This window comes from Kibdelosporangium persicum (assembly GCF_013280595.1).
Lineage (GTDB): Bacteria > Actinomycetota > Actinomycetes > Mycobacteriales > Pseudonocardiaceae > Kibdelosporangium > Kibdelosporangium persicum.
The window spans coordinates 137,791-161,119 of sequence record NZ_JAAATY010000021.1; the positions used below are offsets into that span (position 1 = coordinate 137,791).

22 protein-coding genes and 4 tRNA genes are annotated in these 23,329 nt (G+C 67.5%); 10 read left to right on the forward strand and 16 right to left on the reverse strand.

Going from position 1 to position 23,329, the window contains the following annotated elements; all coding sequences use genetic code 11:
• The first annotated feature begins 12 nt into the window (after window positions 1-12).
• Entirely contained in the window at window positions 13-555 is a 543-nt protein-coding gene (locus GC106_RS31310; protein ID WP_173138098.1) for a dTDP-4-dehydrorhamnose 3,5-epimerase family protein, read from the forward strand.
• Here the strand turns inward: GC106_RS31310 and GC106_RS31315 are convergent.
• Genes GC106_RS31315 through GC106_RS31335 form a run of 5 tightly spaced genes read right to left on the reverse strand, consistent with a single transcriptional unit; the run spans window position 552 to window position 5,564 of the window.
• Window positions 552-1,538 carry an NAD-dependent epimerase/dehydratase family protein gene (locus GC106_RS31315; RefSeq protein WP_173138100.1) on the reverse strand — a complete coding sequence of 329 codons (987 nt, stop codon included), beginning with the start codon at window positions 1,536-1,538 and terminating at the stop codon, window positions 552-554. The genes GC106_RS31310 and GC106_RS31315 overlap by 4 nt on opposite strands.
• 1 nt (window position 1,539) lies before the next feature.
• Window positions 1,540-2,187: a PIG-L deacetylase family protein gene (locus GC106_RS31320; protein WP_173138102.1), complete on the reverse strand. Its 648-nt coding sequence runs from the start codon at window positions 2,185-2,187 to the stop codon at window positions 1,540-1,542.
• A complete protein-coding gene (locus GC106_RS31325; RefSeq protein ID WP_173138104.1) occupies window positions 2,168-2,959 on the reverse strand; it encodes a glycosyltransferase family protein in 792 nt (263 codons plus the stop codon). The genes GC106_RS31320 and GC106_RS31325 overlap by 20 nt, the downstream gene beginning before the upstream one ends.
• Window positions 2,956-4,167: a methyltransferase domain-containing protein gene (locus tag GC106_RS31330; protein WP_376777774.1), complete on the reverse strand. Its 1,212-nt coding sequence runs from the start codon at window positions 4,165-4,167 to the stop codon at window positions 2,956-2,958. Before GC106_RS31330 ends, GC106_RS31325 begins: the two co-directional genes overlap by 4 nt.
• Window positions 4,167-5,564, reverse strand: a complete 1,398-nt coding sequence (locus tag GC106_RS31335) for a sugar transferase (protein WP_446684948.1) — start codon at window positions 5,562-5,564, stop codon at window positions 4,167-4,169. The genes GC106_RS31330 and GC106_RS31335 overlap by 1 nt, the downstream gene beginning before the upstream one ends.
• 947 nt (window positions 5,565-6,511) lie before the next feature.
• On the opposite strand from GC106_RS31335, the gene GC106_RS31340 reads away from it, so the two are divergent.
• The gene (locus tag GC106_RS31340) at window positions 6,512-7,930 is read left to right on the forward strand and encodes a peroxidase family protein (protein WP_173138110.1); all 1,419 of its coding nucleotides are present in this window, start codon (window positions 6,512-6,514) and stop codon (window positions 7,928-7,930) included.
• Window positions 7,931-8,221: 291 nt separating this feature from the next.
• Here the strand turns inward: GC106_RS31340 and GC106_RS31345 are convergent.
• The 4 genes from GC106_RS31345 to GC106_RS31360 all read right to left on the reverse strand — a co-directional run bounded on the left by GC106_RS31345 (window position 8,222) and on the right by GC106_RS31360 (window position 8,973).
• Window positions 8,222-8,295, reverse strand: a tRNA-Phe gene (locus GC106_RS31345).
• Between the two features lie 31 nt (window positions 8,296-8,326).
• A tRNA-Asp gene (locus GC106_RS31350) sits at window positions 8,327-8,403 on the reverse strand.
• Between the two features lie 22 nt (window positions 8,404-8,425).
• Window positions 8,426-8,498: transfer RNA gene (locus GC106_RS31355), tRNA-Glu, on the reverse strand.
• Window positions 8,499-8,724: 226 nt separating this feature from the next.
• Window positions 8,725-8,973 (reverse strand): hypothetical protein, encoded by a 249-nt coding sequence (locus tag GC106_RS31360; protein WP_173138112.1) that lies wholly within the window; start codon window positions 8,971-8,973, stop codon window positions 8,725-8,727.
• A 256-nt stretch (window positions 8,974-9,229) separates the two neighbouring features.
• On the opposite strand from GC106_RS31360, the gene GC106_RS31365 reads away from it, so the two are divergent.
• The gene (locus GC106_RS31365) at window positions 9,230-9,433 is read left to right on the forward strand and encodes a heavy-metal-associated domain-containing protein (RefSeq protein ID WP_312873020.1); all 204 of its coding nucleotides are present in this window, start codon (window positions 9,230-9,232) and stop codon (window positions 9,431-9,433) included.
• A gap of 722 nt (window positions 9,434-10,155) precedes the next feature.
• Window positions 10,156-10,473, forward strand: coding sequence for a hypothetical protein (locus GC106_RS31370; RefSeq protein ID WP_173138114.1), 318 nt, complete (start codon window positions 10,156-10,158; stop codon window positions 10,471-10,473).
• Between the two features lie 79 nt (window positions 10,474-10,552).
• On the opposite strand, the gene GC106_RS31375 is transcribed toward GC106_RS31370, so the two are convergent.
• Entirely contained in the window at window positions 10,553-10,756 is a 204-nt protein-coding gene (locus GC106_RS31375; protein WP_037265614.1) for a cold-shock protein, read from the reverse strand.
• A 398-nt stretch (window positions 10,757-11,154) separates the two neighbouring features.
• Between GC106_RS31375 and GC106_RS31380 the strand changes: the two genes are divergently transcribed.
• On the forward strand, window positions 11,155-12,348 hold the full coding sequence (locus GC106_RS31380; RefSeq protein WP_173138115.1) for a L,D-transpeptidase: 1,194 nt from the start codon (window positions 11,155-11,157) through the stop codon (window positions 12,346-12,348).
• On the opposite strand, the gene GC106_RS31385 is transcribed toward GC106_RS31380, so the two are convergent.
• Window positions 12,308-14,338 carry an MMPL family transporter gene (locus GC106_RS31385; protein WP_173138117.1) on the reverse strand — a complete coding sequence of 677 codons (2,031 nt, stop codon included), beginning with the start codon at window positions 14,336-14,338 and terminating at the stop codon, window positions 12,308-12,310. The genes GC106_RS31380 and GC106_RS31385 overlap by 41 nt on opposite strands.
• A 100-nt stretch (window positions 14,339-14,438) precedes the next feature.
• On the opposite strand from GC106_RS31385, the gene GC106_RS31390 reads away from it, so the two are divergent.
• A complete protein-coding gene (locus GC106_RS31390; protein ID WP_173138119.1) occupies window positions 14,439-15,107 on the forward strand; it encodes a response regulator transcription factor in 669 nt (222 codons plus the stop codon).
• On the forward strand, window positions 15,107-16,120 hold the full coding sequence (locus GC106_RS31395; RefSeq protein ID WP_173138121.1) for a sensor histidine kinase: 1,014 nt from the start codon (window positions 15,107-15,109) through the stop codon (window positions 16,118-16,120). The genes GC106_RS31390 and GC106_RS31395 overlap by 1 nt, the downstream gene beginning before the upstream one ends.
• Before the next feature lie 6 nt (window positions 16,121-16,126).
• Here GC106_RS31395 and GC106_RS31400 read toward each other — a convergent pair whose 3' ends face one another.
• The 5 genes from GC106_RS31400 to GC106_RS31420 all read right to left on the reverse strand — a co-directional run bounded on the left by GC106_RS31400 (window position 16,127) and on the right by GC106_RS31420 (window position 22,045).
• A complete protein-coding gene (locus tag GC106_RS31400; protein ID WP_173138123.1) occupies window positions 16,127-16,513 on the reverse strand; it encodes a RidA family protein in 387 nt (128 codons plus the stop codon).
• A 62-nt stretch (window positions 16,514-16,575) separates the two neighbouring features.
• Window positions 16,576-17,139: a hypothetical protein gene (locus GC106_RS31405; protein WP_173138125.1), complete on the reverse strand. Its 564-nt coding sequence runs from the start codon at window positions 17,137-17,139 to the stop codon at window positions 16,576-16,578.
• Window positions 17,139-19,550, reverse strand: coding sequence for a serine/threonine-protein kinase (locus GC106_RS31410; RefSeq protein WP_415830093.1), 2,412 nt, complete (start codon window positions 19,548-19,550; stop codon window positions 17,139-17,141). Before GC106_RS31410 ends, GC106_RS31405 begins: the two co-directional genes overlap by 1 nt.
• A 255-nt stretch (window positions 19,551-19,805) precedes the next feature.
• Complete coding sequence (locus GC106_RS31415; protein WP_173138129.1) at window positions 19,806-20,765, reverse strand: glutamate ABC transporter substrate-binding protein; 960 nt, start codon at window positions 20,763-20,765, stop codon at window positions 19,806-19,808.
• Window positions 20,765-22,045 carry a GlnX family signal transduction membrane protein gene (locus GC106_RS31420; RefSeq protein ID WP_246367252.1) on the reverse strand — a complete coding sequence of 427 codons (1,281 nt, stop codon included), beginning with the start codon at window positions 22,043-22,045 and terminating at the stop codon, window positions 20,765-20,767. Before GC106_RS31420 ends, GC106_RS31415 begins: the two co-directional genes overlap by 1 nt.
• A gap of 248 nt (window positions 22,046-22,293) precedes the next feature.
• Here GC106_RS31420 and GC106_RS31425 point away from each other — a divergent pair, with 248 nt between their 5' ends.
• From GC106_RS31425 to GC106_RS31435, 3 genes are all read left to right on the forward strand, one after another.
• On the forward strand, window positions 22,294-22,506 hold the full coding sequence (locus GC106_RS31425; RefSeq protein WP_173138133.1) for a hypothetical protein: 213 nt from the start codon (window positions 22,294-22,296) through the stop codon (window positions 22,504-22,506).
• An 8-nt stretch (window positions 22,507-22,514) separates the two neighbouring features.
• The gene (locus tag GC106_RS31430; RefSeq protein ID WP_173138135.1) at window positions 22,515-23,009 is read left to right on the forward strand and encodes a DUF5134 domain-containing protein; all 495 of its coding nucleotides are present in this window, start codon (window positions 22,515-22,517) and stop codon (window positions 23,007-23,009) included.
• A 48-nt stretch (window positions 23,010-23,057) separates the two neighbouring features.
• Window positions 23,058-23,130 (forward strand) — tRNA-Lys (locus GC106_RS31435).
• The last annotated feature ends 199 nt before the right edge of the window (window positions 23,131-23,329 follow it).

A 23,329-nucleotide genomic window follows, 5' to 3' on the forward strand; every position in this document is an offset into this window, starting at 1 on the left:
CATGATGGACCGATGCATGTGCGGACCACCTCGATCGACGGCGTCCTGTTGTTCGTGCCCACCCCGCACCACGATTCGCGTGGCCTGTTCACCAGGACGTTCGACGCGACCATCGCGGCTGAGCACGGCATCGACCCGAACTCGTTCGTCCAGGACTCGCAGTCCCGCTCGAAGCAGGGAGTGGTGCGCGGGCTGCACGGCCGATCCGGGCGCGGTGAGGCGAAACTCGTGCGCTGTGCACACGGCGCGGTGTCCGATGTGGTCGTCGACGCCCGGCCGGACTCGCCCACGTTCGGCCGGCACGAGATGTTCCGGCTGGACGACGAGACCTTCGTGACCCTGTACGTCCCGCCCGGCATGCTGCACGGCTTCCAGGCGCTGACACCGGTCGCGGACGTCTGCTACCGGATCGACCGGCCGCACGACCCGCGCGAGGACATCGCGGTGCGCTACGACGACCCGACGCTGGCCATCGACTGGCCGGTGCCGGTCACCGAGATCAGCGCCCGCGACTCTGCTGCCGGCCCCTGGGCGGCTGGTCCCTGGCCCCATTAGAGGCCGCCGTTGTTCTTCAGCCACGCCAGGCGTGTGAACTTCTGCTCGAAGTCCGCACGCGTCAGGCCGTGTTCGGTGTAGGCGTCGAACAGTTCGACCGCGCCCGCCTTGACCGTCCACTGTGCTGTGAACGGCATCGCGGCGCGAATCCGGGAGAAGTCCACCCGGTACGAGCGCGGATCGGCGCCCGCCTCGCCGGTGATCACCAGCTCGGACCCGGCGACCGCTTCGACCACGTGCTGGGCGATCTGGGCGACGGTGAGGTTGTTGTCCTCGGTGCCCACGTTGAAAGCCTTGCAGTGCACGGCTTCCCGAGGCGCGTCGAGCGCCGCGGCGAACGCGTCCGCGATGTCCTGAGCGTGCACCAACGGGCGCCACGGCGTGCCGTCCGATAGGACCTTGACCTCGCCGCTGAGCACCGCGTGCCCGACCAGGTTGTTCAGCACGATGTCGGCACGCAGCCGCGGCGAGAACCCGAAAGCCGTGGCGTTGCGCAGGAAGACCGGCGTGAAGCCGGAATCGGCCAGGCCGAGCAGGTCGTCCTCGACACGGACCTTGCTTTCGGCGTACGGCGTCACCGGCCGCAGCGGCGCGTCCTCGTCGACCAGCCCGTCGCCCGCGGCGCCGTAGACCGAACACGTTGACGCGTAGAGGAACCGCTTGACCCCGGCGTCCTTGGCCAGCCTGGCCAGCCGCACCGAGGCGTGGTGGTTGATGTCGTAGGTCAGTTCGGGCGCCAGCGAACCGAGCGGATCGTTCGACAACGCCGCCAAATGGATCACGGCGTCCACACCGGACACGTGCTCGGCCGTGACGTCCCGCAGGTCGGCCCTGAACCCCGGCGGGTCCTGCGGCACGGGCCCGAGGACGCAGGTCGCGAACAGCCCGGCGTCGAGGCCGACCACCTCGTGCCCGGCGGACGCCAGCCGCGGCGCCATCACCGTGCCCAGGTAGCCCTGGTGTCCGGTCAGCAACACACGCACGTCACGCCTCCAAGCCAACGAGCAGTTTGTCCAGGTAGAACGCTTCCGCATAGCGTGCCCGGCACTGCACGCCACGGACCCTCGCCAGCCCCAGGAAGGTCTCGCGGTCGAACCAGTACCGCCCGGACTGGGTGGGGTAGTACCGGAGCAGCCTCTCCACCTTGGCCTCGGCGACGTCTTCGGGCAAGGGCTGGTACACGGTCGGCGCACCGAGGTCGCCGTCCCACTTGAGGATCTCGTAGCCGAGCGCCCAGTGGTCGCGGAACGCGGTCGGCACGAGTTCCGCCAGCGTGCGGTGGTCCTGATGGGCGTCCCGGGCGTGCGGGCCGATCACCAGGTCCGGCTCGGTCCGTGCCCGCAACTGCTCGATCGCTTCCTTGGCCCGCTCCCAGGTGGCCGGGAACCGCCCGTCCGGCAGGTCGAGAACGGTGAGCTTGAGCTCGGCGCCGGGGCAGAACGCCGCCAGCGCCGCGTGTTCCTCGGCTTCCCGCGCAGTGCCGCCGCCGCTGAGCACCAGGGCGTCGATCCTGAGGCCCGGCCGGTTCCGGCAGAGCGTCAGCAGAGTGCCGCCCGCGCCTATCGCGATGTCGTCGCAGTGCGCGCCGAGCAGCACGACCTGGTCAAGGGCATCAGGCCGGAGCGCCCGCATTGTTCTCCCACACCATCCATGGCCGGACGCCTTGCGCGTACGCGGCATCGAGAGCGGCCCGCTCCTTCACCGTGTCCGCGGGCTGCCAGAAACCACGGTAAGGGTAGGCCAGCAGCCGCCCCTCCTTGGCCAGCTCCCCGCAACCGTCCTGGACCAGGTCCCCGCCCGGCGGCAGGTGGTCGAACACGTCCTGGCGCAGGACGAAGTAGCCGCCGTTCTCCCACAACGGGAGTTCGCTGACCGGCATGATGCCGCTGACCCTGCCGTCCTCGCCCATGTCCACGCAGTGGAATGACGACTGCGGCGGCACGACCATCATGGACGCACCCGCATCGGTGTCGGTGAACCGTTTCACCATCTCGTCGAGCGGCGCGTCGGTCAGTACGTCCGCGTAGTTGGCCAGGAACATCTCGTCGCCGTCCAGCAGATGCCGCACGCGGCGCAGGCGTTCGCCGATCGGCGAATCCTGTCCGGTGTTGACGAACGAGACCGTCCAGTCGCGGATGTCCGTGGACAGCAGTTCGACCGTGCCGTCCCTGAGCACGAAGTCGTTGGACGCGGTCTCCTGGTAGGTCAGGAAGAAGTCCTTGATGTAGTGCGCGCCGTACCCAAGGCACAGCACGAACTCGGTGTGGCCGAAGTGGGCGTAGTAGCGCATCACGTGCCACAGCAACGGCCGCGGCCCGACCATCTGCATGGGCTTCGGCACGTCGTCGGCCACCCCGTTGCGCATGCGCATCCCGTAGCCGCCGCAGAACAGCACGACCTTCACGGCCGGACCTCCTCCAGAGTCGGGATCGGGAAGACCAGCCTGCCGCCCCATTCACTTATGTAGGACAGCTGCGCGGTCAGTTCGGTCCGCAGGTTCCACGGCAGGACCAGCACGTAGTCCGGCTTGTCGTCGGCGATCCGCTCCGGGGGATGGATCGGGATCCGGGTGCCCGGGGTGAACCGGCCGTGCTTGTACGGGTTGCGGTCCACTGTGTACTTCAGGATGTCCGGCCGGATTCCGCAGTGGTTGAGCAACGTGTTGCCCTTGCCCGGCGCGCCGTAGCCGACCACCGTCTTGCCGGTGGCGGCGGCGCCGAGCAGGAACCGCAGCAGGTTCTGCCGGACGGTGTCGACGTTGCGAGCGAAGTCCTGGTAGCCGGACATGTCGTGCAGACCGGCCCGGCGCTCCTCTTCGAGCACGAACCCGACGGACTTCCCCGGCTGTGCTTCGACCGGCCGTGCCCAGAGGCGGATCGAGCCGCCGTGCGTCGGCAGGAGTTCCACGTCGACCACGTGCAGGCCGCTCGAAGCAAGCGCTCGCTGGGCGGACGCGACCGTGTAGTACTGGAAGTGCTCGTGGTAGATCGTGTCGTACTGGTTGTACTGGACCAGGCTGAGCAGGTGCTGGACCTCGATGGACACCCAGCCGTCGTCCTTGACCAGTTCCCGCAGGCCCGCGGTGAAGCCCTGGATGTCCGGGATGTGCGCGTAGACGTTGTTCGCCACAACGAGATCCGCCGGGCCGTGTTCGGACCGGACACTCGCGGCGGTGTCCTTGTTCAGGAACGCCGTCCTGGTCGGCACGCCCTTGTCCCGCGCCGCGGCTCCGACGTTCACCGAGGGCTCGATGCCCAGGCAGCGGATTCCCTTGGCCACCACGTGTCGCAGGAGATAACCGTCGTTGCTGGCGACCTCCACCACGAACTCCGGCTTGATCTTCTCGACCGCCTGGTCCACGAACTTGCGGGCGTGCTCGACCCAGGACGTGGCGAACGACGAGAAGTAGGCGTACTCGGTGAACGTGTCCTCCGGCGTGATCAACGGAGGGATCTGGGCCAGCAGGCAACTCCGGCAGACGCGAAGGTGCAGCGGGTACGTGGGTTCCGGCTCGTCCAGCTGCGTGGCGGCGAGGAACCGCTCGCACGGCGGGGTGGCGCCCAGGTCCACCACGCTCTCCAGTTCGGCCGAACCGCAGAGTCGGCAGATCATCAATATGCTCCTTGGCCCTTCAGCACGGCACGAACCGTCTTCCACAGGATCAGCGCGTCCAGCGCCAGCGACCAGTCCTCGACGTAGCGCAGGTCGAGCCGGACGGCTTCCTCCCACGGCAGGTCGCTACGCCCGCTGACCTGCCACAACCCGGTGAGTCCCGGCTTGACCAGTAATCTGCGCCTGGCGTCGGAGCTGTAGCGCTCGGTCTCCTCCGGCAACGGCGGGCGCGGACCGACCAGCGACATCTGCCCGGCGATCACGTTGAACAGCTGGGGCAGCTCGTCCATGGAGAACCGCCGCAGAACGGCGCCGATCCTGGTCACCCGCGGGTCCTTGCGCATCTTGAACAACGGGCCCTCGGCCTCGTTCGCGTCCAGCAACCGGCACCGCTGGGCGTGCGCGCCCGGCACCATCGTCCGGAACTTGATCATCGTGAAAGCCTTGCCGCCCTTGCCGATCCGGCGCTGCCGGTAGAACACCGGCCCGCCGTCGCCCAGCTTGACGGCCAGCGCGATCGCCAGAAAGAACGGGGAGAGCAGCGCGACGAGGATCGCGCCGCCGACCCGGTCGACGATCTCCTTGACGACCCGGCGCGTGCCGGTGAAGACCGGCGCGGACAGCTTGAGCAGCGGCATGCCGAGCACGCCCGTGACGTGCAGCCGTGGCCCGGCGACCTCCATCAGCACGGGCGCGACGACCAGGTCCGCTGAGGTGTTCTCCAACTCCCAGGACAATCGCTGCAGGCGCCTCGGCGTCCAGTACGCGTCCGCCGTGACCGCGACAATGCGGTAACCGCCGCGTTGGACCTGCTCGACCACGTCCTCGAGGCGCCCGACCACCGGCACGCCGTCGACCCGGCCGTCCGGCCCGGTGCCCAGTCCGTCGGCCGTGCAGACCGCTTCGACTCGCCAGCCTTGGTGCGGCGCTTTGCGGGTTCGTTCGATCAGGTCCGTGACCGTGCCGACGCCTCCGGCGGCGAGCACCGACAGCAGGCAGTGGCCTGCCTGCCTGCGCTTGTGCAGCAGGCGCCGGAGCAGGTAGCGGACCGGAAAGTCGATCACCGCCATGGCCGGGACGGCGAGAAAAACCCAGGGACGCAGGCCTTCGAGGCTCAGGGCGTAACCACCGATGGCGAGGATCACCACCGCCGTGAACAGGCCGCGGTAGAGCCTGCGGAACTCTTCGGCGCCGTCGCCGAGCGCCGCGGCACTCCAGGCGCGGGACCCGCCCAGGCCGGCGAAGACGGCGGCAAGGGTGAGCGACACGAAGACACTGGCGTGCAGCGCGGTCAACGCGCCGACGACGGCGTTGACGACGATCACGACGCCGAGAATGACGGAAAGATCCGAACCGATGACGGCAAGCTGGTAACGGCGTTCCCAGGTGGCCACCATTGGCCGGGCCGATTCGGGCAAATGCCACGGGAAGACAGGAGGAAAACGACGCACCGACCCGGCCCGTTCTCTCATGCAGTCTCTCCAGGTGTCCAGCCGTGGCGGGGCGGGAGCGTCGAAAAAGATGATCAGGCCCGCGCCCCAAGGGGAGTCGCTCCATCTTCGGACACCGTTACCGCTCGCGCGAAAGATTACGAAATGGCGCGTCTCCTCATTCACGTGGGTCGCCGGAAAAAAGCCACTCAGTGTGATCACTGATGGCGACTCTCACCCGGTCAGCGCAACCCCGGCGGCCACGTTCGTCACACAGCATTACCTTCCTACGCCATCCTGGTGAACAACGCTGGGCCGTTCGCCGATCCGCGCAGCGGCCTGACAACGCCCCACATGGCCTGTTTCACCCACCAGAACACCAAGAACCACCCGTGGGGGTGACATTCGGAATTCCCGCGAGCAAATTGGCAAACGTGAACGCCACTGGTAATGCGCGACCAGAATACTCACCCACCGAAAAAGCCATCGACCCAGGTCGAGCCCCCTTTTCCCGCGAACCCGCCCCGCCTTCGCCCGCGGACCCCACCTCCGGGCCGCCCACACGCACCGAAGATCATCCCGCCCGGCCGACGCGGAGCCCTGCGGACGAGCGGACCGGCAAGGCCCGCCCAGCGTGAACACCCGGCTCCGCGTGCCGACCGCCTACCCGAAACCCTTGCGGCACAAGGAACCCAGACCCCAGCGACACTGGTGCGCCTAGGGAATGTGGGCCACGCCTAGGACTTCTTCGTCATGGCGCCGGTCAGCCGAAAATGGACAATTTTCCTGTGAGTGAATCAACGAAAGAAAACCCTGCACGTTTCACTCGGCGAGGATTCATCGGAGGCGTTACCGCCGGTGCGGCGGCCGCGTCATTGCCCGGGACGACGGCGTTCGCGCAATCGGCACCTGAGGTGACCAATCCGAGGTTCTTCGGTCGGATCTTCCGGCTTCCGCCGTTCGCGCAGCCCACCCAGCAGGTGCTGGAAGCGTTGCGGGAGCTGGGAAAGCCAGGCGGCCTGATGGACGCCAGGGATCCGCTGCACGAGGGGCCGGTCCGCTTGATCACGAACCCGGAACTGAGCCCCAACAATGTGGACAATCCATTCCATACGGCCGGGACGACGTTCTTCGGCCAGTTCGTCGACCACGATTTCACGTTCGACCTGAATTCGCGGCTCGGGGTGCCGACCGAGCCGGAGACGTCACCGAACACGCGGGTCCCGACGTTGTCCCTGGATTCGGTGTACGGCGGCGGCCCCTCCGCGAACCCTGAGCTGTTCGATCCGGGTGACCGGATCAAGTTCCGGGTGGAGAGCGGCGGCGTGTTCGAGGACCTGCCGCGGCGGTCCGACCGGGTCGCCGTCATCGCCGACCCGCGCAACGACGAGAACCTGATGATCGCCGGCCTGCATGCGGCGTTCCTGCTCGCGCACAACCGGGCCGTCGACCAGTTGCGGGCCCAGGGTGTCCCGGCCGACCAGGTCTACAACGAGGCCAAGCGGCTGATCACGTGGCACTACCAGTGGATCGTCGTGCACGAGTTCCTGCCGCAGATCATCGGTTTCGGCCTGACGCAGGACATCCTGCGGCACGGCCGCAGGCACTACCGGCCCGCCGCGGGCCGGCACTTCATGCCGGTGGAGTTCCAGGGCGCGGTGTACCGCTTCGGCCACAGCATGGTCCGGCCGTCCTATCGGGCCAATCTGGCCGGCGACAACGGCAACCCGTTCTTCGGGTTCATCTTCGACCCGGCCGGACAGGGCCAGGCCGATCCGGTGGACCTGCGCGGCCGCGCGCGGGCCCGGCGCCGGTTCATCGGCTGGCAGACGTTCTTCGACTTCGGTGACGGCGAGGTCCGGCCGAACAAGCGGATCGACACCAAGGTCTCGACGGCCTTGTTCACCCTGCCCCTGCAGGCCATCCCGACCGGCGACCCGCCGACCGCCCTGCCGCAACGCAACCTGCTGCGCCACGTCACCTGGTCGCTGCCATCAGGGCAGGCGATCGCCCAGGCCATGGGCATCCCGGTCCTCGGCCCCGACACGTTCCCCGAACTGCGCCCGCTGAACGTGGGCTTCGACGCGAGCACCCCGCTCTGGTACTACATCCTCAAGGAGGCCCAAGTCCTCGGCGACGGCCTGTCACTGGCGGGCATAGGAGCCCGAATCGTCGGTGAGGTCTTCATAGGCCTGCTCCAGCTGGACCCGTCGAGCTACCTCGCCGCCCAACCAACCTGGCGCCCAACCCTGCCCAGAAGGTCACCGGAAACCTTCACAATGGTCGACCTCCTGACCTACGCCCGCGTAGACCCCACCTCCCGCCGCCAGTAGCGAACAGAACCAAACCCCCAGAAATGTGCCGAAAGCACAAGCCCGACACCCGAAGCCACCCCAACCAGAGCGAAGCCGCGAAGCAGCGAGCAAGGACAAAGAGGTGCTGAAAGCACAAGAGATCTGTAAACAAGGGCGCCCCGCGCCCGTTCGCTGGTCAAACCAAAAGCACCCAGCGCTGGAAGGTAAGGAGCTCGCACCGTGGGGGCTTGGGGGGCTCGGCCCCCCAAAATAATCGCACGAGATCCCGAGCGAAGCCGCAAAGCGGCGAGTAAGGGACCCCAGATCGAGTGGCCAGGGGCGGGGTCGAACCGCCGACCTTCCGCTTTTCAGGCGGACGCTCGTACCAACTGAGCTACCTGGCCGTGAGGGTCCGGGATGTACCCGGACCCTCGGTGGCGACCCAGACGGGACTCGAACCCGCGACCTTCGCCGTGACAGGGCGACGCGCTAACCAACTGCGCCACTGGGCCTTGCTTCTTGCATTTTACCGCGTGCTCCCAACGGGATTCGAACCCGCGCTGCCGCCTTGAAAGGGCGGAGTCCTAGGCCGCTAGACGATGGGAGCCCAGTCCCTTTGGCTTGCCGCTGGGAGCAAGGAGAACTATAGGGCACGCCCCCATGGTCCTACAAAACGGGTTATCCAAAACGCCACGACCTGCGAAAACGTCTCCGCAACGGCGTGTTTCCGGGTCCATGGGCGCCTCGTTGAGCCCATGGACCGGCCAGGTGGTCCTCGTCACATCTTTCGCGTGACCACCGCGCCCCCCAGTCCGCGGCCGCCTGACCTGGTGTCATCGGCCGACTGGCGGGATTCCGTCGTCGCCCGGCACCAGGCCGAGCATGTCCAGCAGCAGTCGGCAGTCCTCGGCGTCCAGCGCGCCACGGGCCACGGCTAGCCGTGCCTTGCGGATCTGCTCGTCGGTCACCCGCGAGGTTTCTCCGCCGCGCTGGGCCGGGACGCCACCGGCGTAGCCGGCCCCGCTCCCGGTCATCGTGTCTTGCTGCATCAAGAAGTTGCGCACTTCGAGGGACCCGCTCATGACGCCTCCCCGGCTCGGCTGTGGCCGTGAGGTTATGGGAGGAAAAGCCCTGCCCACAGCCCCCCGCAGAGTGAACCGTCTACAACCGTGGGTAGCCGGATGAGCGCGTTTGGCAGCGGTCTCAGTGGGTACTACGCGGCTGGGTCGCGTCCGGGTAGGTCCATTCGGGTGAGCGCGGTGGACGATATTGTGTACACAAACCGTCCGCTTACCTCTACCCCCTATGGGTACTTGAGCGTTACGAAGGGATACTCCGGTGCAGACCACCTACACCGTCTCGGGCATGACCTGTCAGCACTGCGTCACCTCGGTGACCGAAGAACTGTCCGAGATCGACGGCGTCACGGACGTCACGGTCGACCTGGCCACCGGAGCGGTCACCGTCACCAGCTCGGCGCCCCTCGACGAGGTCGCGGTCAAAGCCGCCGTCACCGAAGCGGGATACGACCTGGCCGGCTAGAACAAGGCCACTTTCGCCGGGAACAAGCGAATGTCGTGTGCTTGGAACACCCAAGAACGGGGTACCCCGTACGCCTTCACCAGTCAGGGAAACATCAAGTGAACAGTTCCCCGGAATTTTCGGCGCGGACATCTCGCCTACGACAGGTGAGCGTGCAACAATCTAGGAGCTGACACACCCCCGGTCAGCGCCTGTGGAGATCCCCTCCGGCCCCCGCGTTCCTCCCCCTGGCGCGGGGGCCTCCGCATCCCTGCTCGGCTCCTTCGTCGCCTTCGCAGGTGGCCCCCGCGAATCATTTTGGGGGGCCGGGCCCTCCAAGCCCCCCACGGTGCGAGTTCCTCCGGAACCAGCGTGGGCACTTTTGGGTTGGACTAACGCAACTTTTTTGCAACAGCGCTTCCGCGCTTATTGCTAATGGTTACTACGCGTTGTCGGGTGGGGATCTTTTGTTCGTATTCAAGTTTGGGTACTGATGAGGCTGCATCTGGAGTTGCAGCTTTTTGGTGTGGACCTCACCTTATCGGGTGATCACGGACGTGTTCACTGGGGGTGTTCGGTATGTGAACGGATGGTGTTCCGTGACTGTGATGCGGGGCATGACAGTCTTCTGGTGCGGGTCCACCTGCGGAGATGACGCTTAAGTAGGCGAATGGTTGCGTCGTGTCGGTGTGTCGCGGCTCACAGACACTGTCTTCCCGCAACCGAACCGTTATCGTGACCGGGTGCCTTTGCCATCACTGGGACGCAGCCGCAGCAAGAGCGCCAGTCCTCGGCGCGCACCAGCCGACCAGCTCGCCCCCGACACCGAGCTGGAAAGCTACCTGGCCGCCATCGCGCCTGAGGCCGACGTGGAGACCACCGCGTCCGGCCGCCGATTCGGCAACGCCGAGGTCTACCAGCTGCGCCTGTCCCTCATCGCCAACGAGCAGCTCCGCGAACTGGCCGCGCACCGCCAGACCTCCCCGCACGCACTGGCCCAGGAGTGGGTCATGGAGCGGTTGTCCTGGGAGGCCCAGCAGCTGCGCTACCCGCAGAGCTGACACACCGCGACACACACCCCGAGAGAACAACAAAGGGCCCTGGGCGAACTTCGGTCGCCCAGGGCCCTTCGCTGTCAGGTCAGATCGGCCGTACGTTCGTGGCCTGCGGACCCTTGGTGCCCTGGCCGACCTCGAACTCGACGCGCTGGTTCTCCTCGAGCGTCCGGAAACCCTTGCCCTGGATCTCCGAGTAATGCACGAAGACGTCAGCCTCGCCGCTGTCGACCGCGATGAAGCCGAAGCCCTTTTCCGAGTTGAACCACTTGACAGTGCCCTGAGCCATACATCTGCCTCCGTCGCCGGATCAGCTTGGGATTACACCGTGCAACCCCGGGCCGTCCCGGGCGTCGCCCTTCGCCAACTGCAGCGAGAAAGCAGCACGCCCGCGTTTTGTTCCGCGAGCGTGATGGAGCACGAACACAGAAACTTACGGCCTGCGAGAACGAGCCTATCGCCTGCAAACGAGCCGCACTACTGCCTCAATTCACTATCCATTGGGCCGTTCGTGTGATCCTCCTTCGTTACCGAACGTACCGAGGTGCGCGCTGCCTGCCACAATCTTTCGCCTGGCGACCTTGCTGCCACCCGGCCACGAAACTGTGATGTGAGTCACAGTGACGCCCTGTCAACGTCGCCACCGTCGACGGCGTCGTGAGTGGTGTGAGGACGGGGGCAAGCACCATGACCAATCGACGTGGTTTCAAGCTGATCGCGAGCCTGGCGATCGCAGCCACACTGGGGTTGACCGCGTGCAGCGGGGATGACGGCGCGAAGGCGCCGAATGCGGGCACATCGACGGACACGGGAGTGGCTCCCGCGGCGGCACCCACGGTGCCGACGGTGACCACGCAGCCGGCCAACGGCGCGGCGGACGCGAATCCCGGCGGCACCATCCAGGCAGCCGTGGAGAACGGCACCATCAACGAGATCCGGCTCAGCAACCCGGAAGGCAAGGAAGTCAAGGGAACGCTGGCGGCGGACAAGAAGACATGGTCGGTCGGCGAGCACCTCGGGTACGGCAAGACCTACACCTGGTCGGGCACCGCGGTCGGCGGCAACGGCCAGCAGGTGCCGATCACCGGCTCGTTCACCACCGTGAAGCCGAAGCGCACCGAGCACGGCACGCTGAACGTCGGTGACAACAAGACGTACGGCATCGCGATGCCGATCAAGCTCGACTTCAAGAACCCGGTCGCGGACAAGGCATCGGTCGAGAAGGCGCTGAAGGTCGAGACCTCCGTGCCGACCGAGGGCGCGTGGGCCTGGCTGGGCGACTCCGAGGTGCACTGGCGGCCCAAGGAGTACTGGAAGCCGGACACCAAGGTGACGGTGACGGCCAAGCTGTACGGCACCTCGTTCGGCAACGGCGTGTACGGCAAGAACGACGTGTCGTCCACCTTCTCCATCGGCCGCGACCAGCGCGTCGAGGCCAACACCCAGACGCACCGGCTGATCGTGCGGCAGAACGGCAACGTCGTGCACGACTTCCCGGCCAGCTACGGCCTCGAGTCCGACAAGGGCCGCGTCACCCCGAGCGGAATCCACGTGGTGATGGAGAAGCACAACACGTACTCGATGAGCAACCCGCGCTACAACTACGAGAACGTGGTCGTGCCATGGGCCGTCCGGTTCTCCAACCACGGCGAGTTCATCCACGGCTACGCGCCTTCGATTCCCGACCAGGGCAAGCGGAACGTCTCGCACGGCTGTGCCAACCTGTCGCCGGCCAACGCGAAGATCTACTTCGACAGCGCGATGGTCGGCGACCCGATCGAGGTGACCGGCAGCAGCGTGCCGATGTCCGACACCCAGTTCGACTACTTCGACTGGGCGGTCAGCTGGGACAAGTGGCTGGAGAAGTCGGCGCTGACCTGATCCGCAGCACGGTGGCTGCCCACCTGGGCAGCCACCAGTTCCACCGGCCCATCATCGCGACCACGGCCGGGACGAGGACCGCACGGATCAGCGTGGCGTCGATCAGAATGCCCAGCCCGACCGCGGACGCGAAGATCGCGACGTCCAGCTCGCCACCGCCGGCCATCGACGCGAACGAGAAGAACAGGATCAACGCCGCGCACGTGACCAACCGGCCGGTGCGGCTGATTCCCCGCACGACAGCTTCCCGGGTCGAGCCGGTGCGGTCGTATTCCTCCCGCATCCTGGCCAGAATGAAGACCTCGTAGTCCATGGACAGGCCGTACAGGAACGCGAACACGGTCACCGGGACGAACGTGCCGATCGCACCGTCCGGCTGGATGCCCAGCAGGACCTCGGTTCCCCAGCCCCACTGCCAGAGGACCACGGTCGCGCCGAGCACCGCGCCCAGGGAGAGCAGGTTCATCACGATCGCCTTGAGCGGCAGCACGATCGACCGGAACGCCCTGGCCAGCATGACGAACGTGATCAGCGCGATCAGGCCGAGCATCCACGGAAAGGCCTGATACGTCACGTCGACGTAGTCCATCTGCTGGGTGACGTTCCCGCCGACCAGGACACCGTCCGGCACGGCTTCCCGGACCCGGTGAACAGTGTCCTTCCCGGCTTCCGCACCGCCTTCGTCGAAAGGCAACACCGTGATCAGTCCGTCCCATGGCGCGGCGACGGCGTAGACGCCTGGCAACGAACGCACGGTTTCCTCGACATTCGCTTCGCCTGTATAAACGTCGAACGACGTCAGCACACCGGAGGGAATTCCGGCCTGTGTCAGCGCGGCGAGTCCGTCACGTCCTTCGCCGGAACGCGCGAGAGTATCCGTCGTCGGGACGTTGAGATTGATACCGAATGCGGCAACGGACAGCGCCATCAGGATTCCAGCGGAAACGCCGGCAGCGAGCCACTTGTGCCCGACGATCAGCCGGGCCCACTTCGCCCACGCCGTGCTTTCCCTTTCCGGTTTGGCCTTTCGCAGCAGCAACGGAAGAACTGTGAGGGACACCAACGCACTCGTAGCCGTCACGATCATTCCGCCGACTCCGAGACTGCGCATGATCGGAATCGGTAACACGATCATCGCCAGCAGGCCGATCGCGACCGCGGCGCTGGAGAACACGATCGCGTGCCCGGCCGTGGCCATCGCCCGGTGCACACAGCCTTCCTCGCGCCACCTGGTGACCAGGATGAGCGCGTAGTCGATGGCGATGCCCAAACCGAACAACGGGATCATCGTCAACGTCGTCTCGTGGATCTCGATGACCAGACTGGCAAGCAGCAGGCCGACGAACGACGCGGGCAACGCGATCAACGCGGTGAGCAACGGGACGAACGCGAGCGCGGACCGGAAGACCCAGACCAGGATCACGATCGCGGCACCGATCGTGATCCCCAGCTTGACCGGGACGTTGAGCCCGCCGGTGTCCGCGCCGGTCGCGAGCGTGTCGAGACCCGTCACGCGCAGGGTGCTGCCGGGCGGCAGGAGCGGCCGCATGATCTCGCCGATCGTGGTGTCGAGCTCGGCGCCTTCGCCGAGCGCGCTGCCCGGGATGCCGCCCTGCTCGACCGGTCCACCGAACACCAGACCGAAGGTCGTCCGGCCGTTGACGAACCGTTCGTCCCCAGTGTTCGCATATGACGCCACACGGGCCTTGATCTGGTGTTCCAGCGCGTCGAAGGCCGGTCCGGCGTCTTGCGCGGACGCCCCCGCGGGCAAGGTGATGACCGGGATGAACGGGCGTTCGTAACCGCCTGTGCCGTAGGTTTCCATGATCTTCTGGTTGGCCTCGTACCCGGGCAGGCCGGGGTAGGCGTTGCGTTCGGAGACGTTCGGCAGCACCAGGGCCAGGGCTCCGCCGCCGAGCAGGACGACGAAGACGGTGAGCCAGCCGACCAAGCGTTTGTGCGCGACGACGTACCGGGACAGCTTTTCCATGCCTCACAGGGCACCAGCCCGATCACCGAACGGGATGTGAGTGTTCTGTGGGTTCGCTGTCACAGAGTTCTCTAAGAACGGCCTGGCACACTCCTGCCGCATGGGGCGGATCCTGGTCGTGGACGACGAGCACTACCTTGCCGATCTCGTGGCCACCGCGTTGCGGTACGAGGGCTTCGAGACGGCGATCGCGGGCACCGGCCGTGCGGCCGGTGAGCTGGCGGCGTCGTTCGGGCCCGACCTGATCGTCCTGGACGTGATGCTGCCGGACGGCTCGGGCATCGACGTCTGCCGCAGGCTGCGGCGCACCGGGTGCCTGGCCCCGGTGGTGTTCCTGACCGCACGGGACGCCACCGAGGACAAGATCGCCGGCCTGACCGTCGGTGGTGACGACTACGTCACCAAACCGTTCAGCCTGGAAGAGCTCGTCCTGCGCGTGCGGGCGGTGCTGCGCCGGACCAAGGGCGACACAAGGACACTGAGGTTCGCGGACCTGGAGATCAACGAGGACGCGCACGAGGTGCGCAGGCACGGCGAGGTGATCGACCTGACGCCGACCGAGTTCAAGCTGCTGCGGTTCCTGGTCGCGCACGCCGGGAAGGTGTTGTCCAAGCGGCAGATCCTCGACCACGTCTGGGAGTACGACTTCGCCGGCAACGACGGGGTCGTGCAGACGTACGTGTCCTACCTGCGCCGCAAGGTCGACGCGTTCGACCCGCCGCTGATCCATACGGTCCCACGGATCGGCTACATCCTGCGAGTTCGCTGATGTCGCTACGTACTCGGCTTATCCTCACCGTGCTGGGCCTGCTGGCCCTCGGGCTCTTCATCGCGTTGGGCGCGACCTGGGGCGCCTTGCAGGACTGGAAGAGCAACCGGTCGGCGGACGAGCTGCTGTCGCGGTCGTTGAACGTCGCGTTGATCTCCGGCGGCGTCGCGCTGCTCGCGGTCGGCGTGCTTTCGTGGCACGCGGTGCGGCGCGGCCTGCGCCCGTTGGACGACATCGCCGACACCGCCGCCGAGATCGGTTCCGGCGATCTGTCCCGGCGGGTGCCAGGGGCACCGGCGAACACCGAGATCGGCAAGCTTTCCACCGCGTTGAACGGGATGCTGGCGCGGCTGGAGGCCTCCGAGGACCGGTTGCGGCGGTTCGTCGCCGACGCGTCCCACGAACTGCGGACACCGATCGCCACGATCCGTGGCCACGCCGAGCTTTTCCGTCGCGGGGCGGCTTCCCGGCCGGACGACCTCGCCAAGGTGATGCGGCGGATCGAGGCCGAGGCCGAACGCATGGGTCTGCTCGTCGACGAACTGCTGTTGCTGGCCCGGCTGGACCAGGGCCGCCCGTTGGAACGATCCCCTGTCGACTTGCCGCTCCTGGCGACCGACGCCGTCACCGACGCTCTGGCCACAGACCCTTCCCGCGACATCTCGGTGGAAGCCGCACCGGTCACCGTGCTCGGTGATTCGGCGCGGCTGCGGCAGGTGCTCGGCAACCTGCTGAGCAATGTCCTGCAACACACGGATTCCCCGGCCACGGTCCGGGTTTTCGCCGACGGTCCGCGGGCCGTGATCGAGGTGCGCGACAGCGGTCCGGGGATAGCCGAGCCGTCCCGGGTTTTCGAGCGCTTCTACCGGGCCTCGGAGTCTCGTACCCATGGTGGTGCCGGGCTCGGGCTGTCCATCGTGGCCGCCGTCGTCGAGGCCCACGGCGGCACCGTCGCGGTGGAGTCGGAACTGGGCAAAGGCAGTACGTTCACCGTTTCCCTGCCGTACCGGTGAACGCGGTCAGGCCGCGGCGATGACCTCGATCTCCACGAGCCAGCTGCTGTCGAGGGTCTGCGCGACGATCGCGGTCGTCGGCACCGCCCGGCCCTGCAACGCCGTGACGCGAGCACGCGCGTTGGCCTCCGCGTAGGCGGGATCACGCAGGTAACTGGTCAACCGGACGATGTTGTCGACGGTCATGTCCGCGGACGCCAGGATCGTCCTGATGTTGTTCCAGATCAGCTCCAGCTGCTCCTCGACGGTCGCGGCGGGCGTGCCCTGCTGGTCCAGGCCCATGGTGCCGGCGAGGTACAGCAGGCGCCGCGGATCACGGACCTCCATGGCGTGCACGTAGTCGTCCGTCGCCGGGTACACGCCGGAGGTCGGGTTGTGCGGAACGAGTTCCATCAGCCGATCATGTCAGCCCGGCACCTTCGTCGGCATCGGAAAATGTCCGGAAGCACGGCTGATCACGTGAAGGCAGGGCAGAACAACCAACGGGCGAAGCAGGTGTCCTCGTCCGGCTGAGTCATCCAGCGGACCTGCAACTGGTAGTCACCACGCGGCACGTCGAAGCGCAGGCCGCTCGGGGCGGGCACACCGGCGGGTTCCCAGTGAACGGGCGCTTTCCCGGGTTTGGCCTTCGGCCAGACGCAGTCGCCGTTGAGCACCGCGCTGAAGAAGTACATGTTCCCGCTGGGCACCGGGACGATGTCGCCGCCGACATGGTCGCCGTCGATCGGGTAGGCCAGCGCCTTTCCCAGCGCCCGTTCGTACGGCTCACCGAGCGCCTGGACGATCGCGATGCCCGTGCGGTTCTGGAAGACCTCGAGCCAGCCCACGTCGTTGACCGTCCCGTCGATCGCGACGACCGCTGCCATGCCGGTGCCGACCTCGGTCGCCGTCACCGACCAGTGCAGCTCGGCGAGCGCGTCCACCTGGGCTTCGTCGCCTTTCCAGGCGTACAGGAAATACCTGTCCATGACCAGGAACTGCTCGCCGTTCGTCCACACGCGACCTATATGTCTCCACATCAGGTGAGCGTCCTCGGGCGGATGGCGTTGGCGCGGTCGACCAACTCGTGGCGTTGTTCCGGAGTGCCGGCCAGCCGCGCGAGTGCCCGGTAGCAGCGCTCCAGACCAAAGCGTAATTCACGCTCGGAAAGGCTGCAGCCCAGGACGGTTCCGGTGGCCTGGCCACCACCCGGACGGCCTGCCTTCACCCACCCGTATGCCGCCTCGAGCACCTCGGCCGACAACTGTGTGCGACGTTCCGCGTCCAGCGCCAGCCTTTCGAGCCGGCGCGCCGCGTCGTACAGGTCGGGCTCGGCGAGCTTGGCGACCTCGGTGGCCCGTGCCTTGATCTTGATCGCGGTGACCTGCGCGGCCACGTAGTGCGTCGAGCTGTCCGGAACGGACTCGAGCACCTCGATGGCACCCGCCCGGGCGCCTTGGGCCAGGTACACGCGCACCAAACCGAACGCCGCGCTCACGTACGACCTGTCGGTACGCCAGACCTGTTCGTAGAAACGAGCCGCTCCGAAATAGTCCCGCAGGTACTCGAGGCTGATCGCCAGCGCCAGCTTCGGCGCCGCCTCACCCGGCAGGGCTTCGTACACGGCCTCGAACGCGGCCCGTGCCTCGGCAGGACGGCGCATCGCGAGTTCGAGCAGGCCACGGTGCCAGTGCAGACGCCAGTCGTGCGGGTCCGACGCCATCCGGCGGGCCAGCTCCAGCTCGCCGGACGCACGGGCGATGTCGCCGAGTTCGGTACGGGCGCGCAGCATCCGCAGCCGCACCTCGACCGAGTTCTGCGGCGCGTGCGCGAGCGCCTCGGCGAGTTCGTTCAGGTCTGTCGCCACAGTCGCGGCGAGCACACCGGCGGCCGGGTCGTCGGTGTCCACCTGGGGGACCGGCAGCGCACCGACCACTTCGGACGGATCGGGAACCGCGAGCGAGACGCCCCGCTCGCCGGTCTGCACTGTGGCACCGAAAGTCCTGGGCTCCGGACCGAACACTGTGGACAGACCGGGCCGTGGCCGGTTCGTACCGAGCGCCATCACCTCGCGCAGCACACCGGTCAGCTGCTCGGCCATCTCCTCGGCCGAGTGGAACCGGCGCTCCGGGTCGGGGTGCGTGGCGCGCTTGAGCACCCGGTAGTACGAGTCGAACAGCTTGAACAGCGGGACCTCGTCCGGGCCCGGCAACGCGTGCCGGTACTTGCCCGTGTACCCGGTGAACTCGATCGACAGCACAGCCAGCGTGCGGCCGACCGTGTAGATGTCGGACGCGACCGAGGCACCCCGTTCGGCCAGCTCGGGAGCGCTGTAGCCGAGCGTGAAGAACAACGGGCTCTCGTAGTCGTCCTCACGGCGGACCGCGCCGAGGTCGATCAGCTTGAGCGTCTCGTTGGTCTGGATCACGTTGTCCGGCTTGAGGTCGCAGTACAGCAGGCCGATGCTGTGCAGGTACCCGATGGCGGGCAGGATCTCCAGCCCGTACGCGATCACCTGGCCGATCGGCAACGGCTCGGCCCGGCCGACCGTGCGGTGGTGCTCCAGCGCGATCTGCCGCAGCGACTGGCCGCCGATGTACTCCATCACGATGTAGCCGACCGAGGTCCCGGTGGCCGGGTCCGGCGCCTGCACGAAGTTGTAGATCTTGAGGATGTTCGCGTGCTCGACCTGGGCGAGGAACCGCTGCTCGGCGACGGCCGCGGCCAGCGCGGTCGGGTCGCCGGTGTCGATCAGGCCCTTGAGCACCACCCAGCGGTCGCTGACGTTGTGGTCCTTGGCCAGGTAGATCCAGCCCAGACCGCCGTACGCCAGGCAGCCGAGCACCTCGTACTGGCCGCCGAGCACGTCACCACGGCGAAGCCGTGGCTTGAACGAGAAACGCGTGCCGCACTTGGGGCACTCGCCCTCCGCGGGCCCCGGTTCGCCGTCGACGCCGCGACCGACCGCGGCACCGCAGTTGCCGCAGAACCGCTTGTTCTCCGCGACAACCGGGTCGTCCATCACCGCGGATGCGGGATCCCGGTACGGCACAGGCGGAACGTCGACGAGGCCGGCGCCCAGCCCACGGCCGCGAGCGGCCCGGGAACCGGTCCGCCGCGATCCCGTGCCACGGCCGGAACCGGGGAACGGCACCGAATCGCTGCGCGGCTGGGAATCCTGCGACGGCGGCGCTTCCTCGACGACCGGCTTCGGCGGCACGATGCTCTGTGTCGGCTCGACCGAGGCCAGCACGCTGGTCGGCTGCGGCACGTCCGGCACGGGCACGTACGCCTGTTGCGGCTGCACAGCCGGGACCTGAACGCCCTGCGCCCATTGGCCCGGCGCCGGTGCGGGCTGCCCGCCCGGCGGCGTGACCGGATTGATGATCACGGTCGGCGCTTCCGGCTTCTTCCGCTGCTGGGGCTGCTGCCGGGGCTGTTGTGGCGGCATCGGCTGGGACCGGGGGTTCGGGTCCTGCCGTTGCGGCGGCTGGGGTTTCGGGGGCGACGGCTGCGAACCGCTGAGCACGTCAGGGTGGCGGAACCAGCCCGTCCCGGCTTCCTCCTCCTGCCGTGCGGGTTGGTTCTGCTGTGCCTGCGGGGGCGTCCAAGCCGCTTCCGGCGCGCCACACGTGGTGCACTTGCCGAACGCCGTCTCGCCGCCACATCCCGGTCGCTGACATCTGGCCATTCGTGCTTCCCCTTGTCAGTCCCGGTACTTCGGCGTCGGCGGGCTCGCCGGCTCGCCGAGCCGGTCGGCGATCCACCGGTTGTAACTCTGTTGCCACGAGCCGTCGCCACGGCTGCGCTCCAGCACGGCGTTGACGAACTTCACCATGTCGGTGTTCGCCTTGGGAATGCCGATGCCGTACGGCTCCTCGGTCAGTTTCGGGCCGACGATCTTCACGGCCGGGTCCTGCGCCGCCATCCCGACGAGGATCGGCTCGTCCGTGGAGATCGCGGAGACCTGGCCCTGCTGCAGCAACACCAGGCAGTCCGACCAGTTGACCACCGACCACGGCACCGGTTTGGCCGGGTGCCTGGCGATCTGGGTGAGCGAGGTGGACCCGGAGCTCGCGCAGATCTTCTTGCCGCCGAGGTCGTCGATCCGGGTGATGGTCGAGCTTTTCGGCACGAGCACGCGCTGCCCGGTCGTGTAGTAGACGGCCGAGAACGCGACCTTCTCCAGCCGCTCGCAGTTGATCGTGTACGTCCGGACCACGATGTCGACGTCGCCGTTGGCCAGCACGTTCTCCCGGTCCCGCGAGCTGATCGCCTTGAACTGGATCTTGTTCTCGTCGTTGAAGATGGCCTTGGCGACCTGCTTGGCCATGTCGATGTCGAAGCCCTCGATCTTGTTCGTCGAGGGGTTGCGGAAACCGAACAGGTACGTGTTCTGGTCCACGCCGGCGATCAGCCTGCCGCGTTCCCTGATCTTGGCCATGGTCGAGCCCGCGGGGATGCCGAGGCCGTTGGGCCGCAGGCTGGCCGTCGGGTCGCCGCAGTCGGGCGCCTCCGTGCCGCCGGAGCCCGCCTGGCCCGGCCCCGATCCCTCCGGTTCGGGGCGGTCGGCGGACGTCACCACGGCGAGGTCGACGGGCCTGCCCGGCCCGCCGCACGCGGTCAACGCGAACGCCGCCACCAGCAGCAGTGCGACTCGTTTCATCACCGGTACTCCCGCAGCCGTTGCCGAATCCCCACCAAGGCCCCGCCGGCGGCGATCAACGCGAGCACCGCGACCCCGGGCACCAGTCCGATCAGCGCGTTCTCCGCCGAGGACGTCGACTCGACGAACTTCTCCCTGCCCTTCTGAATAGCACTGGAGAGGTTCTCGTCCAACCGGTTGAAGGCCTTCGCCGCGCCGGTGTCGTCGTCGCCGATGGCCATCGCGACCGCCTGGTCGTACTGACCGCCGTCGTCCAGTTCGCGCATCTTGCGGTGCGCCTCCTGCCAGGCCTGCGCGTTGTCGATGGCGCTGCGGACCTCACCGCTGACCGCCGAGTCGGTCGCCGCGTCCCGGGCCTTGACCAGCAGGTCCTTGTCGCCGTCGCCCTTGCCGGAGATGGTCGGGGCGAGAACTTGCCATTCCTTCTCGTACTCCGCGCCGCCCTCACCGCGCGCCACCAGCGTGAGCGTCTCGTCGGCACGGCACTTCAGCGCCACGATCCTGGCCTGGACGAGGACGTCCACCTGTTGCGAGCCTTCGTCCCTGGCGTTGCCGACGGCCACCGCGGAGACCCACCCGGCGGCCACGCCCCAGATCAGCCCGATCCCGACGGCGACGGTCGAGACCAGCAGGCCGACGTTGATCAACCGGTTCGTCCGGCGCGTCAGGTACACCTGGGTCGCGATCAACGCGCCCAGCAGGATGACCGTCAACGCGACCGTGAGCCAGGGGAAGCTCGCCGCGTCGTCCTGTTCGTCGGTCAACCTGCCGACGTCGATCCGGTACAGCTCCTGCGCGGCGGGCAGCAGCTTGGTCCGCATCAACGTCGACGCCTCACGCAGGTACGCCGAACCGATCGGCAACCCGAACCGGTTGTTCGCGCGGGCCGTCTCGACGAGACCGGTGTAGACCGGCAACTGCTGACCGAGCGTGTCGACCTGCTTCTCGGCGTCCGGGATTCCCTCGACGTCGGACGCGGCCTTGACCAGCGCCGCACCGGCCTGCGCCAGGTCGACCTCGTAGCGCTCGCGTAACTCCACCGGCTCGGACCCGCCCGAGAGGAACGCGCTGGCCGCGGTCGCGTCAGCGTCCGACAACGACCGGTAGATCTGTTGTGCCGCAGCCGAAAGCGGCTCGCGATGCTCGGCCAAGCCGCTGATCGTGTCCTGTTTCGTCTGCAGCGCCAAGGCCGCGACGAAACCCGTCAGCACACTCAGCACCACGAGCGCGCTCGCGATGATCCCCAACCGACCTGGCGTGGTCCGCGCGGAACGGGCCATCCGTCGCACGGAGTCACCCCGTTGCGTCGGCGGCGCACTGACCGGAGCTCCCATGGTCACAGAGTCAACACCACGCCGGTCCGGCCACGTGCGGATACCGGCACGGAGTAACCGCCCTGTGATCCGTTACGACCCGTAATCCCCCATGTGTGTCGGCCAATCGCCTGATTGCCTGATGGTCGCGGGCACAGCGGCTCTGCTTTGGTTGCTAGTCGGAATTTCCGCCGCACCCGAGGACGGCAAGGACAATGAGCAAGCTCGAACGGATCGCCACCTTCTGCGGGCAGTGCAACTGCGGCTGCCCCGAGCTGTGGATCGACGCGGACGCGACCGAGGAGCAGCGGGTCGTGATCACCGACGACTTCGGGCAGCGCATCCAGATGAGCCTCGTACAGCTGCACGCGCTGGTGAGCGACGTGAAGGACGGCGCACTGGACGCATTGCTGGCCACGACCTCGTAACCGGGGGCATGGCCGGCCCGATCTGGATCCGGTGGCTGCTCACCGTGGCGTTCCTCGCGACCGCCGGCTTCCACGTCCGCCGCCTGGCCACAGCCGGGCGGCACCCCACCTATCCCGACCGCGACCGCGCGACCGACGTCGCCCACGTCGTCATGGCCACGGGCATGGCGGTGATGTCCTCCCCGGTCGGCGGCCCCCTGTCACCCGCCAGTTGGCTGACGCTGTTCTGCGTGCTCACGGCCTGTGCGGCATTCCGCGGCCGCCCCGACCTCGCCCTCGCAGGCGCGGCGATGGCGTACATGCTCGCCGCGGGACAGCATGACGCTCACCACATGTCTGGCCCATGGGTGATCCACCAGCCAGGCCTCGCGTTGCCGTTCATCGCCTGGACACTCGCCGTTTACTTCCTCGGCTATGCCGTGTGGACGGTGACACGCCCCGCTTGCGTGCCGCGCGTGGTGATGGCGCTGGGCATGAGCTACATGCTCGCGACGGCCGTGTGAGGCCTCCGGATAACTCGGTCGCGTGACTAGGTAGGCTATGGCGTGTCAGGGCCTCTAGCTCAATTGGCAGAGCAGCGGACTTTTAATCCGCGGGTTCGGGGTTCGATCCCCCGGGGGCCCACGGGCTCGGGGTGACCCTGCTCGGTTGCGGTGCAACCTCGCGGGGTCGCCCCTTGTCATGTTGGGGGGCCAAGCCCCCCAAACCCCCACGGTGCGAGCTTCTCCCAACCCAGCGCTGGGCACGTGCGCTAGACCAGCGCGGCTTCGACCATGTCGAAGGCCTTTTCCGCCCCACGGGACCGGGGTGCTCGGTTGCGGTA

What these genes read in the sequence shown, in the direction of transcription:
- GC106_RS31380 (WP_173138115.1), top strand. Translation starts at nt 11,155, where the DNA reads ATGACCAATCGACGTGGTTTCAAGCTGATCGCGAGCCTGGCGATCGCA.
- GC106_RS31395 (WP_173138121.1), top strand. Translation starts at nt 15,107, where the DNA reads ATGTCGCTACGTACTCGGCTTATCCTCACCGTGCTGGGCCTGCTGGCC.
- GC106_RS31405 (WP_173138125.1), bottom strand. Translation starts at nt 17,139, where the DNA reads ATGTGGAGACATATAGGTCGCGTGTGGACGAACGGCGAGCAGTTCCTG.
- GC106_RS31415 (WP_173138129.1), bottom strand. Translation starts at nt 20,765, where the DNA reads ATGAAACGAGTCGCACTGCTGCTGGTGGCGGCGTTCGCGTTGACCGCG.
- GC106_RS31390 (WP_173138119.1), top strand. Translation starts at nt 14,439, where the DNA reads ATGGGGCGGATCCTGGTCGTGGACGACGAGCACTACCTTGCCGATCTC.
- GC106_RS31430 (WP_173138135.1), top strand. Translation starts at nt 22,515, where the DNA reads ATGGCCGGCCCGATCTGGATCCGGTGGCTGCTCACCGTGGCGTTCCTC.
- GC106_RS31335 (WP_446684948.1), bottom strand. Translation starts at nt 5,564, where the DNA reads ATGGTGGCCACCTGGGAACGCCGTTACCAGCTTGCCGTCATCGGTTCG.
- GC106_RS31330 (WP_376777774.1), bottom strand. Translation starts at nt 4,167, where the DNA reads ATGATCTGCCGACTCTGCGGTTCGGCCGAACTGGAGAGCGTGGTGGAC.
- GC106_RS31385 (WP_173138117.1), bottom strand. Translation starts at nt 14,338, where the DNA reads ATGGAAAAGCTGTCCCGGTACGTCGTCGCGCACAAACGCTTGGTCGGC.
- GC106_RS31400 (WP_173138123.1), bottom strand. Translation starts at nt 16,513, where the DNA reads ATGGAACTCGTTCCGCACAACCCGACCTCCGGCGTGTACCCGGCGACG.
- GC106_RS31375 (WP_037265614.1), bottom strand. Translation starts at nt 10,756, where the DNA reads ATGGCTCAGGGCACTGTCAAGTGGTTCAACTCGGAAAAGGGCTTCGGC.
- GC106_RS31425 (WP_173138133.1), top strand. Translation starts at nt 22,294, where the DNA reads ATGAGCAAGCTCGAACGGATCGCCACCTTCTGCGGGCAGTGCAACTGC.
- GC106_RS31360 (WP_173138112.1), bottom strand. Translation starts at nt 8,973, where the DNA reads ATGAGCGGGTCCCTCGAAGTGCGCAACTTCTTGATGCAGCAAGACACG.
- GC106_RS31320 (WP_173138102.1), bottom strand. Translation starts at nt 2,187, where the DNA reads ATGCGGGCGCTCCGGCCTGATGCCCTTGACCAGGTCGTGCTGCTCGGC.
- GC106_RS31410 (WP_415830093.1), bottom strand. Translation starts at nt 19,550, where the DNA reads ATGCCGCCACAACAGCCCCGGCAGCAGCCCCAGCAGCGGAAGAAGCCG.
- GC106_RS31420 (WP_246367252.1), bottom strand. Translation starts at nt 22,045, where the DNA reads ATGGCCCGTTCCGCGCGGACCACGCCAGGTCGGTTGGGGATCATCGCG.
- GC106_RS31310 (WP_173138098.1), top strand. Translation starts at nt 13, where the DNA reads ATGCATGTGCGGACCACCTCGATCGACGGCGTCCTGTTGTTCGTGCCC.